Annotated in this window: 14 protein-coding genes; 2 read left to right on the forward strand and 12 right to left on the reverse strand. The window is 35.4% G+C overall.

The window, feature by feature from the left end; all coding sequences use genetic code 11:
- Window positions 1-30 precede the first annotated feature (30 nt).
- The 4 genes from NGI30_RS10255 to NGI30_RS10270 form a co-directional block, all read right to left on the reverse strand.
- Window positions 31-645 (reverse strand): FMN-binding negative transcriptional regulator, encoded by a 615-nt coding sequence (locus NGI30_RS10255; protein WP_251943706.1) that lies wholly within the window; start codon window positions 643-645, stop codon window positions 31-33.
- A 2-nt stretch (window positions 646-647) separates the two neighbouring features.
- Window positions 648-1163 (reverse strand): GNAT family N-acetyltransferase, encoded by a 516-nt coding sequence (locus NGI30_RS10260; RefSeq protein WP_286009871.1) that lies wholly within the window; start codon window positions 1161-1163, stop codon window positions 648-650.
- Window positions 1164-1178: 15 nt separating this feature from the next.
- Window positions 1179-1631, reverse strand: coding sequence for a MarR family winged helix-turn-helix transcriptional regulator (locus tag NGI30_RS10265; RefSeq protein WP_251943710.1), 453 nt, complete (start codon window positions 1629-1631; stop codon window positions 1179-1181).
- A 99-nt stretch (window positions 1632-1730) separates the two neighbouring features.
- Window positions 1731-3152, reverse strand: a complete 1422-nt coding sequence (locus NGI30_RS10270; RefSeq protein WP_251943712.1) for an APC family permease — start codon at window positions 3150-3152, stop codon at window positions 1731-1733.
- Between the two features lie 244 nt (window positions 3153-3396).
- On the opposite strand from NGI30_RS10270, the gene NGI30_RS10275 reads away from it, so the two are divergent.
- The gene (locus tag NGI30_RS10275) at window positions 3397-4158 is read left to right on the forward strand and encodes an SDR family oxidoreductase (RefSeq protein WP_251943714.1); all 762 of its coding nucleotides are present in this window, start codon (window positions 3397-3399) and stop codon (window positions 4156-4158) included.
- A 113-nt stretch (window positions 4159-4271) separates the two neighbouring features.
- On the opposite strand, the gene NGI30_RS10280 is transcribed toward NGI30_RS10275, so the two are convergent.
- From NGI30_RS10280 to NGI30_RS10295, 4 genes are all read right to left on the reverse strand, one after another.
- On the reverse strand, window positions 4272-4643 hold the full coding sequence (locus NGI30_RS10280) for a MerR family transcriptional regulator (protein ID WP_251943716.1): 372 nt from the start codon (window positions 4641-4643) through the stop codon (window positions 4272-4274).
- Between the two features lie 85 nt (window positions 4644-4728).
- Window positions 4729-6291 (reverse strand): BCCT family transporter, encoded by a 1563-nt coding sequence (locus tag NGI30_RS10285; protein ID WP_286009878.1) that lies wholly within the window; start codon window positions 6289-6291, stop codon window positions 4729-4731.
- A gap of 1 nt (window position 6292) precedes the next feature.
- A complete protein-coding gene (locus NGI30_RS10290) occupies window positions 6293-7600 on the reverse strand; it encodes an NtaA/DmoA family FMN-dependent monooxygenase (RefSeq protein WP_251943720.1) in 1308 nt (435 codons plus the stop codon).
- A gap of 421 nt (window positions 7601-8021) precedes the next feature.
- Window positions 8022-8750, reverse strand: coding sequence for an aggregation-promoting factor C-terminal-like domain-containing protein (locus NGI30_RS10295; protein ID WP_251943722.1), 729 nt, complete (start codon window positions 8748-8750; stop codon window positions 8022-8024).
- A gap of 525 nt (window positions 8751-9275) precedes the next feature.
- Here NGI30_RS10295 and NGI30_RS10300 point away from each other — a divergent pair.
- On the forward strand, window positions 9276-9776 hold the full coding sequence (locus tag NGI30_RS10300) for a GNAT family N-acetyltransferase (RefSeq protein ID WP_251943726.1): 501 nt from the start codon (window positions 9276-9278) through the stop codon (window positions 9774-9776).
- 106 nt (window positions 9777-9882) lie between these two features.
- On the opposite strand, the gene NGI30_RS10305 is transcribed toward NGI30_RS10300, so the two are convergent.
- The 4 genes from NGI30_RS10305 to mnmG form a co-directional block, all read right to left on the reverse strand.
- Window positions 9883-11343: a carbon starvation CstA family protein gene (locus NGI30_RS10305; protein WP_251943727.1), complete on the reverse strand. Its 1461-nt coding sequence runs from the start codon at window positions 11341-11343 to the stop codon at window positions 9883-9885.
- A gap of 185 nt (window positions 11344-11528) precedes the next feature.
- On the reverse strand, window positions 11529-12365 hold the full coding sequence (locus tag NGI30_RS10310) for a ParB/RepB/Spo0J family partition protein (protein ID WP_251521610.1): 837 nt from the start codon (window positions 12363-12365) through the stop codon (window positions 11529-11531).
- Between the two features lie 45 nt (window positions 12366-12410).
- Complete coding sequence (rsmG, locus tag NGI30_RS10315) at window positions 12411-13133, reverse strand: 16S rRNA (guanine(527)-N(7))-methyltransferase RsmG (RefSeq protein WP_251943729.1); 723 nt, start codon at window positions 13131-13133, stop codon at window positions 12411-12413.
- On the reverse strand, window positions 13134-15011 hold the full coding sequence (gene mnmG, locus NGI30_RS10320; protein ID WP_251943732.1) for a tRNA uridine-5-carboxymethylaminomethyl(34) synthesis enzyme MnmG: 1878 nt from the start codon (window positions 15009-15011) through the stop codon (window positions 13134-13136).
- Between the last annotated feature and the right edge of the window lie 13 nt (window positions 15012-15024).

Here is a 15024-nt window from a genome sequence, read left to right on the forward strand (position 1 = left end):
TCCTCCAATAATTGTTTTATATTGTGTTAGTTATTTCCCTTGCTGTTTCATAGCTTGCGCAACGCCTTGTTCTAAATTATGTCCACTATTTTCCAGTTCTTTCACTATCTGACTACGGTCACTTTCTGAACGACTTTGACTCAATTTATAAGCTGCAGCAATTTCAGTCACTTTTAATTCGAATCCGACAATACCTTTAATTTGTTTACGTGTTTGGTCTGACATATTATCCCACGTCGCACCATTATCACGGTGACCTTCGTATCTATCTAACAACTTGATGAGTTCTTGTTCTAACTCTTGTTCAGTTAACAAACGACTACGACCATAAACTTGAATACTTTGATAATTCCACGTCGGTACATCTTCTTTTTCATACCATGTTGAAGAGATGTAGCTATGCGGCCCTTGGAAGATGACTAACACATCGTCCGCTTCTTCAAACGTTTGCCACTGCGTATTACCTTTTGCAAAGTGTCCAGAAATATAAATCTCGTCTCCTGTTTCTGTTACATTCACTGGCATATGCGTCGCCATTGGTTTACCGTCTTGATTTACAGATACGATTGTGACAAATGCATGGTCTTTCATAAACTGTTTCATTTCTTGAATATCATGTATTTCATACTGCTTTGGTATATACATCACTATTCCCCCTTTAATCGTTTAATCATAATATGATCTATTTGTCGTTCATCTCCCATCATAAATGCGTGTGCGTCAACGGTTTGAAAACCTAACTTTTTATAAAACTGTATTGCATTGTCATTCTTTTCCCATACACCTAACCAAATATTGTCACATTGTTTATCTTGTGCAACTTGTAAAGCCAAATTAAACAATGCCTTACCTAAACCTGCTTTTTGAAAATCTTTCAAAATATAAATACGCTCAATCTCCAAACTATTTGATGCAACATCTTCAGTTTGTGCATCTAACGTATTGAGTTTCAAATAACCTGCTAATTGCGCATCATGTTCAATAAAATAAAAATAAGAATGCGAGCAGTCTAATTCTTTCAATAATTTCTCTTCGGTAAAAGCAGTTGCTAAGTAATTGTCTATATTTTCCTTTTTATTCTGAGCGCGGAAAGTTTCATCAAACGTACGATAACTTATTTGTTGCAGTTGCTTTAAATCTGCTTGAGTTACTTCTCTAATCATATCTATGCACATCCTTTAATAATGTCGCTTATTACCTTTTTTAACTAAATGCCAATCTTCAGAAATATTATTATTCACGCGTTTCAACATTGCTGATAATGTTTCAATTTCTTCTTTAGTAAATCCTTCAAGTGCCACCGAATTAGAATGTTCATTTTCCCGTATGATAAATGGATAGATTGATTTCCCTTTTTCTGTAGCATACAGCAATTTATTTTTCTTATTCGTTGCGTCTGCTTGTTTGTAAATAAAGCCATTTTTCTCTAAATTACGAATTGCTCTTGAAGCAGTCGTACGATCAATTTTCACTAATTCCGCTAATTTCTCCTGTATAATGCCTGGATTTTCATAAATTCTTACTAAATAAACAAACTGACCTTTAGCTAAGTCAATTTCTTTAAATTCAATATTGCTAATAGACTCTAATGCTCTCGCAATAACCCCAATATCTCTTAATATATCTTTCAAGGAAATCTCACCTCATTTTGTTGCATTTGCAACATAATTTTACTATAAAAAGACACAAAAAGAAACACCTATCTTTCGACAGGTGTTCAATGTCATTTTCTATTCTTTTTTGAGACTACTTTTAATAAGGTAGAATCCGTAGAAAATAATACCGACCACAAACCATAGTAAAGTATAGAATTTCGCTTGACCACTTAATCCCCAAAATACAGCAAAGACACAAATCAGTATCAACACTGGAGTAAATGGATATAATGGCAACTTAAATGACGGTTCTGGTAAATCTTTCCCTTCACGACGACGCAGACTGAAGAGTCCTATAACGACGAACATAAAGGCTACAAGCGTTCCTGCAGACATCAATTGAGCTAAAAATCCAAATGGGAACACTGAACCGATAATCACTGCAATGATTGTTAAAACGATGAGCGCTCTATTCGGTAAGTTCTTTTTATTAAGGGTCCCGATCCATTTTGGTAACAAACCATCACGACCGAACGAATAAAGTAAACGAGAACCTGCTAACATCATTCCTATTAAAGCAGTGAACATACCTAGCACTGATACAGCTTGAACTATAACTGAAATAACACCGTGTCCACTTTCACGTAAAGCCCATCCCACAGGCTCTGCATTATCTTTATAAGCTGTATAATCGAACATACCAACTAATACGAGTGAAACAATGATAAATAAAGTCACACCTATAATCAATGAGCCTAGTATACCTAGTGGCATTGTCTTCTGTGGATTAATCGCTTCACCAGAACTGGCTGCAATTGAATCAAACCCTATGTAGGAAATAAAGATGACTGAACTCCCTGCATAGATGCCTTGCCAACCACCAAATGCACCTGCTTCAGTCATTTTGTATTCTGGGATAAATGGAACATAATGTCCGACATTAACAACGCTTAACCCTACCACGACAAATAATAAAATTGCTAATATCTTTAATACAACCAACGTATTTTGAACGCGTGCCGTTTCAGAAGCCCCTCTAGATAACAACAGTGCTGTAATAACGATGACAATGGCTGCAATGATATCAACAATACCACCATTGGTACCCAATGAATTCGATAAACTGTTTGGTAACTTAATATCAAACGGATTTAACAATCCACGCAAATTCGCGGAAAATCCTGAAGCTACAAATGCGACGGCGATAAGGTATTCGGCGATTAGTGCCCAACCAACGAGCCAACCAAAGAATTCACCGAACAATATACTAATCCAAGTATAAGCCGAACCAGCAAACGGCATAACAGTTGCCATTTCAGCATAAACAAACGCAATAAGTGCGGCTACAATCGCTGATACAAGAAACGATAAACTGACTGATGGTCCTGTATGATCTGCCGCTACGACACCCGGTAAAGTAAATATTGCTGTCGATACGATTGTCCCTACACCAAGTGCTAAGAAATCTCTAACTCGAAGCGTCCTTTCTAGATGTGCATCTTTATTTTGAAACAGAGACACATCTGGTCTTTGAAACATTCTTTTTAGGATATTCATTTTCCTTCTCCTTAATAAATTAAAATAAGCATGTTTTTAAGTATAATGAATCTTATATAATATGTATATACCTTTTCCTATTAATTAAGCTGTTTTCGAGTAAAAAGTTAATTTTTATGAAATTAAGTTGTGGGTTGGGGTGTTCATTTTAAATAAAATTTTTACGCTAACATTTGTGTTGACTTAGCGTAGGACGAACCTAGTATAGTACTCGTACATCTTAATTTTAGGAGGTACACGATTCATGGATACAACTAAAACTATCACACTAATCACTGGAGCCAATCGTGGAATGGGCTTTCAAATTGCTAAAGAACTTGGTCAAAAAGGGCAACACATCTTAGTAGGAAGTCGTAGTGCTGATCAAGGCGAATCTGCCGTACAAAAATTAAAAGCGTTAGGTATTGAAGCAGAATATATTGTTCTTGATGTAACAAATAAAACGACGATCGAAGCCGCTTCAAAATATATAAAAACACAATACGGGTATCTGTCTATTTTAATCAATAACGCTGGTATTGCTTTAGATGAATTTCAACAACCTTCACAACTATCAACAGACACTATGAGAAAAGACTTTGACGTTAACTTTTTCGGGGTCATAGATGTAACACAAGCAATGTTACCACTATTAAAACAAAATAAAGAAGCGAAGATTATCAATATCTCTAGCATTATGGGATCATTGAGTGCTGCAACCGATCCGAATTCACAAGTTTATGATGCGAGTGCAGTTGGTTATCAAGCTTCCAAGGCTGCGCTTAATATGTGGACGATTCGACTTGGCAAAGAACTTCAAGCAAATGAAGAATCCCACATCACTGTCAATTCCGTATGCCCAGGCATGGTCGCTACAGAATTCGGCGGTGCTACACCAGAATTAGCAAGAGAAATGGGAGCTAGACCTGTAGAAGAAGGTGTTATCCGTACCGTGGAGCTTGCTTCAAGTGAGGATAATTCTATCAATATAACTTTTAGTAATAAAGAAGGCCAGCTCAACTGGTAAAATGCATTAATTTGAAATAATAATTAAGCCGAGAGGGAATAAAGTAGATCTGTATTTAATTTCTTAGTACGAAAAATTACAGATTTATCATTATTGTATCTCTCGGCTTTTATTTATTTATTTTCAACTTGCTGATTTAGTCGGTCAATTTTTTGGCTAATTTTTGATTTTTGCTTTTCTATTTCCTGTATATTTTGAGTTAACCTATTATCTAATTCCCCTAAAAACCGCACAATATCCTTTAATGACTGTTCATCTAATTGTGCTACATCATGTTCATGTAACAAACTTTTAATTTCTTTGATTGTTGCTCCCATAGCACGTAAATGCACAATTTTATAAATTGTTTCGATATCTTGTTCATTATATTGTCTAACACCGTTGGGATCTCGTTGTATTGGTCCAATTAAACCCTCTTTTTCATAATATCGCAATGAATTTCTCGAAACGTCTAATTGTGCTGCTACTGATTTAATAGACTGCATACGATTTTCTAAGCTCCTTTATTATTTATAAATTCACCACATATTAATTCTAACGTATTCTATTCGTTTTAGTTATTATCCAAAACTAAAAATCTTTGTCGTTCTTTTTATTTTGTCCATTTTCAATGATGTTTTGTTGTATTGCTAATTTGTGTGCAATTTTTGGAGCAGTCCAAATGACAGGCAACATAATTAACGAAATAGGTACAGCTGTCACGATAATAAATGACTGAATTGCACTAATACTACCTTCACCAATATTGATAAGGATGATTGAAATTACGGCCATTATCACAACCCAGAACAAACGGATAATCTTCGGCGGATCACCTTCACCTGTTACAGACATTGAAATAGAATAGGACATCGTATCTGCTGTCGTAATAACAAAGATTAACGTTAATAAGAGCAACGCTACAACTAACACTACGCCTAGAGGTAAATGGGTAGCAATTGAAATCACGGCTGCAGGTAGTCCATTGTCATTTAACGGATTACTAATGGTTCCGCTTTTCTTAATTTCGTAAAATAATCCACTACCACCTAAGATAGTAAACCAAATGTGAGAAACAACTGCTGCCACGATAGAAACAAGTATAAATATTTCACGAATTGTACGACCTCGAGAAATACGAGCCACAAGCATACCCATGAGTGGGCCGTAACCGATAAACCAACCGAAGAAGAACAACATCCACGTGCCAGCCCATTTGTCATCTCCTCTAAACGTGCCTATTTCTAAAAATTTCGTCAGATAGACACCATAAGAAGAAATAAATGTATCAACAATAAACCTTCCTGGTCCAATTAGCACTATAAATACTGCAACTGCAATCGCTAACCAAACATTCACTTTACTTAAAAATTGAATCCCTTTTTCAATTCCTGTCATCGCTGAGATAGACACGATAATCATCAGCCCTACGACAGATAATATTTGCGTTACGATATTATCAGGAATTCCAAAAATACTATGTAACCAATAACTGAACTGAAACCCGAAAAATCCAATTGTGCCGATTGTTCCTGCAACAGCACCTATAATACAAAATACATCTATGAGCGAACCCACTTTATTATTTTCGATTTTCTGACCAAATACTGGAAATAACAAAGTTCGTGGGCGCATTTTCAAACCTTTGTTATAGTGTGCATACATGATAATGATACCGCTGACCGCACCATAAATAGCCCAAGCCGTATAACCCCAAGAAGTAAAGCTTTGTGCCATCGCAGCCGGAATTGCTGCTTTACTTTTATTATCAATACCTGAACCCATCGTCGGTGGTACATCAATAAAATAATACATCGGTTCAGCCGCAGCCCAGAAAATCGCTCCAGCTCCAAGTCCAGACGTAATAACAATCGCTGCCCACTTAAAATAACTCATTTCTGGTTGGGACGCATTGCCTAATCTAACACGACCATAACGAGAAAATGCTAAAAATAATCCTACTGCAAACGTCACAAGTAACAACACTTGCCAAAATGCACCAAAATAACTAATAGATAGTTTAAATCCTTGATTAACTACATCCGATGTTTCTTTAGTGAATACAATTGACATGATTACAAATAATACAAGTAGCCCTCCACTTATTAAAAATACGGGCCAATCTAACTTTGATTTCCAATTTGAATTTTTAATGTTAATTTACCTCTCTCTTAAACCTTGCTCTCAAGGTCTTTTCTTTATATTCTGTTCTAAACAACCCACGTTCTTGTAAAATCGGTATCACTTTATCGATAAAATTTTCAAACATGTCTGGATACGTAGGTGGCATTAATATAAAGCCATCACATGCCCCCGTTTCAAACCATTCCTGCATCGTATCAGCAACCATCACAGGATCTCCTACAATCGTTTTATGCCCCATCCAAGTATTAACCCTCTGTAATAACTCACGTAATGTAAGATGTTCTGTTTCAATCGCATGACGAATCGCTTCATATCGAGCTTTAGATCCTATTTTTACAGTTAAATCTTCATACCGTGGCAAAGATGGGATTGGTTCATCCATCTGCCATTGTGAGATATCCTGACCAATACTACGTTCAATTTGTAATAATTTATCTTCGTTATCGACAAATTGGTCCAGTTCATTTACCTTTTTCTGTGCTTCTTCAACAGTATCTGCAACATATACTGTTAATCCTGGTAGAATGAGTGGCTTATCTTTAATGTTGCGATACTTCTGAGTCCTTTCAGTTAAATCTTTAGAAAATGCTTTGGAATCACTTTGATTCCATGCGATTGAAAAGATAACGTCGACTTGCTTAGCAGCGAGCTCTCTCCCTGGGATAGAAGTACCAGCTTGGCACAACAAAGGATACACTTGAGGACTTGAAGGTATATTGAGAGGCCCATTTATTTGAAAGTATTTACCATTGTGATTTATTTCTTCTAGAAATTGTGCATCTATACCCTGACCTGTATCTCTATTATGAATTAATGCCCTTGGATTAAAAGAAGACCATAATTTCTTTAACACTGCGACAAACTCTTCTGCTCGTTCATATCTTTCTTGTAGCGGCGGTAATTGCGCCATCGAATGATTTTGACCTTCAACATCCATTTGTGAAGTCACGATATTCATACCAGCTCGACCTTGGCTAATGTGATCCAAACTTCCTAAAAGTCGTGCAGCATTATACGGATCATAAAATGTGGAAGAAACTGTCCCTATTAAACCAATATATTGCGTGTGTCGTGAAATTGCAGTAAGTGTTGTTAAAGGCTCTAAAAAATACGAAAGATGTCCTGTACTTTCACCTGATACGTATTGTCCATCTGCTAAAAATATCGCATCAAGACAACCTCGTTCTGCCATTTGAGCAATTTCAATTTGATATTCTATATCTCCGATCCTTTCAATTGGAGAATCAGTTAATCTCCAAGATGCTTGATGTAATCCAGTACTATAAATAAGTGAAGCTAAATGCATTTGTGTTCCCATAACTACCCCCATGCTTGATCACCAAATAAAAACTTATTTATAGTCTAACAAAACTAAGATATAAATAAAGATTTATTTAAAGACTTTTTATTTTTTGAATGAATTTTCTCAAAATCATGTGACCTCGAATGTTATTACTAATATTTTGCAACATGAAACTCCCTCCACTAGCAGTATTTTAAATAACTACTAGGAAGGGAGTCTTATTTTTTATTAATTTGAGGGGGTGTTTTATATTAGGGTGTTAAAATGTCTATAAGTCTTATTTAGAAACGGATCTAGGGACAATTATCCGTTATTGTTCTATATTTCCCGGGTTAAGTTCGAACAGACTTAACCGTAGCGATTTTTAAAAATTATATGGAGAATGAACTTTAGTCTATATTTCACTTTATGACTTTTGAATTATAACGCTTAAAGCTTACCACCAACCGTTAGCTTCACGGAATTCAATGGCCGCTTCGATAGAACCATAACGTTCTTCAGCGTAATTAATCATACCTTTTGTTTGTGTTTCTACTGAACCAGTTCCCCAAGATTCCTTGGTTTGACCTAATCCTTTATATCCAGCTGAGTTTACTGCATCTGGGTCACCACCTGATTCAGGTAAAACGATGCTTTCCCATAATTCTTTAGTACCACCTGCAGCGATAAATTGACTGTATACTGAATCTGAGCTATCGCTACTTGAATCAGTTGAATTTGATGAATCTGTAGAGTCTGAACTGTCACTGCTAGAATCTGAAGTGCTTGAACTACTTGTTGAATCTGATGATGTTGAATCACTGCTATCATCACTTGACTCAGATGATGACGTTGTAGAAGTGCTATCACTATCAGATGATGCATCGTCTGAAGATGACTGATCTTGTTGTGGTACTGGAGTTGGAGTTACATTATTTTGCTTTTTATCATCTTTTTTATTTTCAAATTTTACATGTTTAGGTTGATGCTTATCTTGTTGATTTTGCTTAGCATGATAATTTTGATGTTCTGCTGATTGACCTCTTTGCTCACCTTGTTGTTGTGCAACTTGTTTTTGAGCTTGGCCTGGTGCACAATTATTTTGTTCAGCGTGTGCTGCGTTAGCACCTACACCAGTAGCACCTAATGAAATTGCTGCTATAGTAGTTAAAATTGTTTTTCTCATAATTAAAATCCTCCCAATACAGTTTTGCAAAAGCAAAGACTGTACTTTTAAAAATTTCTAATTAAATAATTAGATGATGTTGAATACTATACAGCAGATTTTAATTTCATAGGTTACAGCAAATTAATAAAACCGTCTCACAACGTGTTAAAATCAAGACAAAGTTTACAGTAGTATGCTAAAGCACACCTCTAATTGAAATATATTCTCAGTCTCAGTACCTACAAAATATTCTGAAAACTAACGCTCTCAAGGCCTTTTGTACTGTCACCGTTTTGAAATCATTTAGTTACATTGCAATGTGTTAGCAATAGAAATTATCTTCTCAATTTGGTTTTTATGAAAATAAAGCATTGATGTATACTTCTATTAATACGTTTATTAATAAACAAAAGTAATACAATTGTTGATATTTAACCTTTAATATATCTTTATTTTGTTTTTGGAATTCCGAGTGTTATGATTGGATAAAATTAGACAATTCTTATTAACTGAATAAACCGCAATATATAAGGAGTGAAGCGGATGGATTTTTATACTAGAGATTTAATGAAAACAGATATTGAAGATATTCATGAATTATATTCTTCACCAAAAGTAACGCAATATCTAACTTGGGATATACAAAGTTACGAAGAAACAGAACAATTGATTGATACCATTTTAGAGAAATCTTCTGAATGGATTTACAATGTAATTGTAGATGCTGATACTGATAAAGTGATTGGTTCAATCGAACTTATACATGACAAAGCAAATAACAGTGCCGAATTAAGCTTTATTGTACATCCTGAATATTGGGATCACGGTATCGCTACAAGTATGTCACAAACAATTATCAAATATGGCTTCAAAGTATTGAAATTAAATCGAATTTGGAGTGCTATCGATGCAAGAAATGTAGCTGGAGGCATTGTGTTACAGAAGGCTAACATGAAACATGAAGCGGTTTTAAGACAAAATATACGACTTGAAGAAGGATATAGAGACACACTTATCTTCAGTATTTTAAAAAGTGAATTCTAACGCATAAAAAGAACGCGACATCACGTCGCGTTCTTTTTTTATATATTTGACAAGTAAACACATAATAGGGCAATGACGAGGATTATGCCACGAAACGAAATCTTCCTTATGTCGCTCTAAATTTGCCAGTTTTTTTAATCACATAATCGAGTTCGAATTGTACGCCTGATGTGCGTTTTTTATACTGGTAAGCAAAATAGGCAATCCACATTAAAGTTAATATAAAGCCTAGTATATAACTGAGATTGAGATCTAAACCGAAACCTATTTTTTGACTCAAAATGTAAGTAAAGATATTCCAAGTCATAAATACGGCTGGAATGGCCGCTACCCAGAAATTCTTCTTAGCGATTAAGAGGTACATCGCTCCGACCCATAAGGCCACAACGGCTGTTGTTTGATTTGCCCATGAAAAATAACGCCATAATATCGTGAAATCTACTTGAGTTAATACAAAACTTATAATAAACAACGGTGTAGCAACGATAACTCTATTTAACATGCTTTTTTGACTATAATTTAAATAATCTGCAATGATCATTCTTGCGCTACGGAAAGAAGTATCCCCACTTGTGATAGGAAGAACGATAACACCTAGCACGGCAATCGTACCAAATACTGAACCAAGTAATAACGTAGAAGCTTTGCTTACAACTAACGCCGCTTCACCTTTAGCAAGAACCTCATTTAAACCATCATACCCATGGAATAAACTCATACCAGCTGCTGCCCAAATCATCGCAATGATACCTTCAGCAATCATCATACCGTAGAAGATAAAACGTGCGTTCTTCTCTTTTTTAGTAGTACGAGAAATGATTGGTGTTTGTGTAGCATGGAAACCGGACAATGCGCCACATGTAATAGTAAAGAATAATAATGGGAATATAGGTGCACCATCTGGATGCATATTTTTAAGGCTTAACTCAGGAATTGGTGCTCCAGTTTGAATTAGACGGAACCCTACACCTACCGCACTAATTAATAATAAAGCTCCAAATATTGGATAAATGCGTCCAATGATTTTATCGATTGGTAAAATTGTAGATAAAATATAATATACGAAAATCACAAAGATAATGATTCCTAATGCCACTTTGCTATTAAATAAATTATGTAATAACAATGCTGGACTTGTTACGAATACTGTACCCGTCAATAACAATAATAAGATAGAGAAAATATTTACGAAGTGCTTCATCAATTTACCTAAAAATTTCCCGGCTAATTCAGGTAAATGTGCCCCTTTGTTACGAATTGAAATCATTCCAGTCAAATAATCGTGAACTGCACCTGCAAAGATACAACCTACAACAATCCAAATAAATGCAACTGGACCATACAATGCCCCCATAATTGGTCCAAATATCGGCCCTACCCCTGCAATATTCAATAGTTGAATTAATGAATTAGATGATGTTTTCATCGGTAAATAATCGACATTATCTTGTTGGTCATATGCTGGTGTCGGTCTGTCATCTTTCGTACCGAACATGCGATCAATATACTTACCATATGTGAAATACCCGACGATGAGTAAAATAATAGATACGATAAAAGTAATCATATTTTAATCTCCCCTTTAAAATGTAAGCGTTTTCTTAATTTAATCACAATATTGAAGTTTTCACAATATTGAAATTATTATTTTATATTAGATCGAAACATAAAAAACTCGTCAAATTCGAATAAATCCGAATCGACGAGTTTATATATGGGTATCATTTTTACAATTTAAGACTGACCGACGTATTATCTTTTGTATAATTTTATCTTTATTTCATAATAGTCATCATACTCTTTTGCACGTTGTTCAACATTGACACCACTTTTTTCAATGGCTTCAATGCTTTTACCTACTTCTTCACGTGCAGCAGTTAAATCCTTAGCAAATTCAAATTTCTGAGCTTTAACTTTTTCCGGGCCTACTTTTTGTTTTACACGTGCTTCTGTTTGTTTAACATTAAGATTTTGATTAATGATAATTTCAACAATCTGTTCTTGATCTTCTTTCTTTAAACTGAGTAAAGCGCGCGCATGACGTTCAGTGATTTTAGCTTCACGTAACCTTTGGATAACTTTAGGTGCTAATTTCAACAATCTCAATTTGTTTGCGATGAAACTTTGACTTTTACCTAGACTCTTAGCAAGTTCACTTTGCGTTGTATCACCGATGTCTAGTAATTTTTTATATGCTTCTGCTTCTTCAACAACTGATAAGTTCTCGCGTTGAATATTTTCAATTAAAGCTACAACCGCTGTTTCTTCGTCATCTAAGAATCTAATAATCACATCAGCGTAAGATTTGTTTAAATGTTGTAATGCTCTAAATCGACGTTCCCCCGCTATAATCTCAAACATGTCTTCTTCAATTGGACGAACGACAATGGGTTGTAATAAACCATGTTCTTCTATTGATTCTGCAAGTTCTTTTATCTTATTTGGCTCAAATACTTGTCTAGGTTGATAACGGTTTGGCACTATGCGTTCAATGTGAATGGATTCTACATTATTATAATCTTCTTCAACATAGCCAGCAATGTCATCCTTATTTTTTAAACCAAATAATTTAGAAAAAGGTTTTTTCATTTTCAACACGCGCTCCTCTAAATTAATCGTTTCACCTTATCTTCACTATTTTAATAGTGGAGATTTATTTGGTGTGCCCGGTTTTCTTGGATATTTTTTTGGCGTGAGACTACGCTTATCAATCTTAATCATTTGTCTTTCGCCAGCATCCTCTGGTAACTCATAAGACACTGTATCGTTTACTTTACCGCCGAATACACCTATACCGAAAGCTGCTTCTTCTAATTCTTCAGTGCCTTTAGATGATTTTAAAGCGATAAATTGTCCGCCTTTCTTCACTAATGGCAGACATAATTCACTCAATACTGAAAGTCTTGCCACTGCTCGTGCGGTAACAATATCGTAAGACTCCCGGTAGTCTCCTTTACCAAATGTTTCTGCACGATCATGAATAAAATGTACATCATTTAAATCTAAAGCGTCCGCTAGTTGATTCAAGAACTGTATCCGTTTATTTAAAGAATCGACAATTGTTACCTTTAAATTTGGATAAATAATCTTTAACGGTATACTTGGAAAACCAGCACCAGCACCCACGTCACATATCGTTAGTGATTGCGTTAAATCGATATCCGTATAAAAACTTGGTGCAATTGAATCATAAAAATGTTTCAAATACACTTCATGTTCTTCAGTAATACTTGTTAAGTTCATTTTTTCATTCCACTCGACAAGCATTTGATAATACGTTTGAAATTGTTGTTGTTGTTCTGAAGTTAATTCTATACCGTGCGTGCTTAATTGCTCAGTTAACCATTGTATAGACATTTAATTATTCACCCTTTGAATTTTACCTTGTTCTAAAAATACAAGTAAGATTGAGATGTCAGCCGGATTTACCCCAGAAATACGTGAAGCTTGTGCGATATTTAACGGTTTTACTTCTGCTAATTTTTCACGTGCTTCTGTTGCTAGGCTATCGACTTGATCATAGTCCAAGTCTTCTGGAATTTTCTTTTCTTCCATACGTTTTACTTTTTCAACTTGTTGTAATGATTTATTGATATAACCTTCGTATTTTGTTTGAATTTCTACTTGTTCTGCAACATCTGATGGTAAATGTGGTTCTTCTTCTAGAATATCTAATATTACATCATACGTCATTTCTGGACGGCGTAATAGTTCTAACGCTAAGATACCATCTTTCAAGCGTGATCCACCTTGTGCTTCAATGATTTCTTGTACGCGATCTTTTGGTTTAATACGAATACCTTGTAAACGTTCTTGTTCTGATTTTATCATTTTTCTCTTCTCATTAAAACGTTCATAGCGCTCTTCAGAAATCAATCCAATTTCATGACCTAAATCAGTTAAACGTAAGTCTGCATTGTCATGTCTTAATAATAAACGATATTCTGCTCTTGATGTTAATAAACGGTACGGTTCATTTGTACCTTTAGTTACTAGGTCATCTATGAGCACACCGATATATGCATCCGAACGACTTAAGATAACTTCATCTTTACCTAGCACGCGTCCTGCCGCATTAATTCCAGCCATGATACCTTGGCCAGCCGCTTCTTCATATCCAGATGTTCCGTTAATTTGACCAGCTGTATATAAGTTTTTGATCTTTTTAGTTTCTAATGTAGGCCATAATTGTGTTGGAACAATTGCATCATATTCGATTGCATAGCCTGCGCGCATCATGTCCGCTTTTTCTAAACCTGGAATCGTTTCTAACATTTGACGTTGTACGTGTTCAGGTAAACTTGTAGATAAACCTTGCACGTAAACTTCATTCGTATTACGTCCTTCAGGTTCAAGGAATAGTTGGTGACGTGGTTTATCATTGAAACGAACAAATTTGTCTTCAATTGATGGGCAATATCTTGGGCCTGTACCTTTAATCATGCCGGAATACATCGCTGATAAATGTAAATTATCATCAATCACTTGATGCGTTTCTCCATTAGTATAAGTCAACCAACATGGTAATTGGTCTAAAATATATTCAGTTGTTTCAAAGCTGAATGCTCGACCAACATCATCTCCAGGTTGGATTTCCGTCTTAGAGTAGTCTATTGTCTTAGCATTAACACGTGGTGGTGTACCAGTCTTGAATCGTACAACATCAAACCCTAAACTTCTTAAGTTATCTGCTAATGAGATAGATGGTAATTGGTGGTTTGGACCACTTGAGTATTTCATATTTCCTAGGATGATTTCTCCACGTAAAAATGTACCTGTCGTAACGATAACAGTTTCTGACCAATACTCAGTACCAATATTTGTACGTACACCTTTAATCACATCATCTTCAATGATTAAGTCGTCTACCATACCTTGCATAATATCTAAGTTATCTTCATCTTCAATAACCTTTTTCATTTCTTGTTGGTATAACACTTTATCTGCTTGTGCACGTAAGGCTCTTACTGCTGGTCCTTTACCTGTATTTAACATACGCATTTGAATATGCGTTTTGTCGATTGTTTTAGCCATTTGACCACCTAAAGCATCGATTTCACGTACGACTATACCTTTCGCTGGTCCACCAACTGACGGGTTACAAGGCATAAATGCGATATTATCTAAGTTAATTGTTAACATCAACGTTTTGGCGCCGCGTCTTGCAGATGCAAGACCAGCTTCAATCCCTGCGTGACCGGCTCCTATTACTATTACATCATATTTTTGAGCCATAATTTTTCCTCCT

The sequence above is a fragment of the Staphylococcus sp. Marseille-Q5304 genome, from assembly GCF_943737015.1.
Lineage (GTDB): Bacteria > Bacillota > Bacilli > Staphylococcales > Staphylococcaceae > Staphylococcus > Staphylococcus hsinchuensis.

Excerpts from the sequence above, each read along its gene's own strand:
- NGI30_RS10310 (WP_251521610.1), bottom strand. The coding sequence starts at position 12,365 with ATGAAAAAACCTTTTTCTAAATTATTTGGTTTAAAAAATAAGGATGAC.
- NGI30_RS10255 (WP_251943706.1), bottom strand. The coding sequence starts at position 645 with ATGTATATACCAAAGCAGTATGAAATACATGATATTCAAGAAATGAAA.
- NGI30_RS10275 (WP_251943714.1), top strand. The coding sequence starts at position 3,397 with ATGGATACAACTAAAACTATCACACTAATCACTGGAGCCAATCGTGGA.
- rsmG (WP_251943729.1), bottom strand. The coding sequence starts at position 13,133 with ATGTCTATACAATGGTTAACTGAGCAATTAAGCACGCACGGTATAGAA.
- NGI30_RS10260 (WP_286009871.1), bottom strand. The coding sequence starts at position 1,163 with ATGATTAGAGAAGTAACTCAAGCAGATTTAAAGCAACTGCAACAAATA.
- NGI30_RS10300 (WP_251943726.1), top strand. The coding sequence starts at position 9,276 with ATGGATTTTTATACTAGAGATTTAATGAAAACAGATATTGAAGATATT.
- NGI30_RS10280 (WP_251943716.1), bottom strand. The coding sequence starts at position 4,643 with ATGCAGTCTATTAAATCAGTAGCAGCACAATTAGACGTTTCGAGAAAT.
- NGI30_RS10270 (WP_251943712.1), bottom strand. The coding sequence starts at position 3,152 with ATGAATATCCTAAAAAGAATGTTTCAAAGACCAGATGTGTCTCTGTTT.
- NGI30_RS10295 (WP_251943722.1), bottom strand. The coding sequence starts at position 8,750 with ATGAGAAAAACAATTTTAACTACTATAGCAGCAATTTCATTAGGTGCT.
- NGI30_RS10290 (WP_251943720.1), bottom strand. The coding sequence starts at position 7,600 with ATGGGAACACAAATGCATTTAGCTTCACTTATTTATAGTACTGGATTA.
- NGI30_RS10305 (WP_251943727.1), bottom strand. The coding sequence starts at position 11,343 with ATGATTACTTTTATCGTATCTATTATTTTACTCATCGTCGGGTATTTC.
- mnmG (WP_251943732.1), bottom strand. The coding sequence starts at position 15,011 with ATGGCTCAAAAATATGATGTAATAGTAATAGGAGCCGGTCACGCAGGG.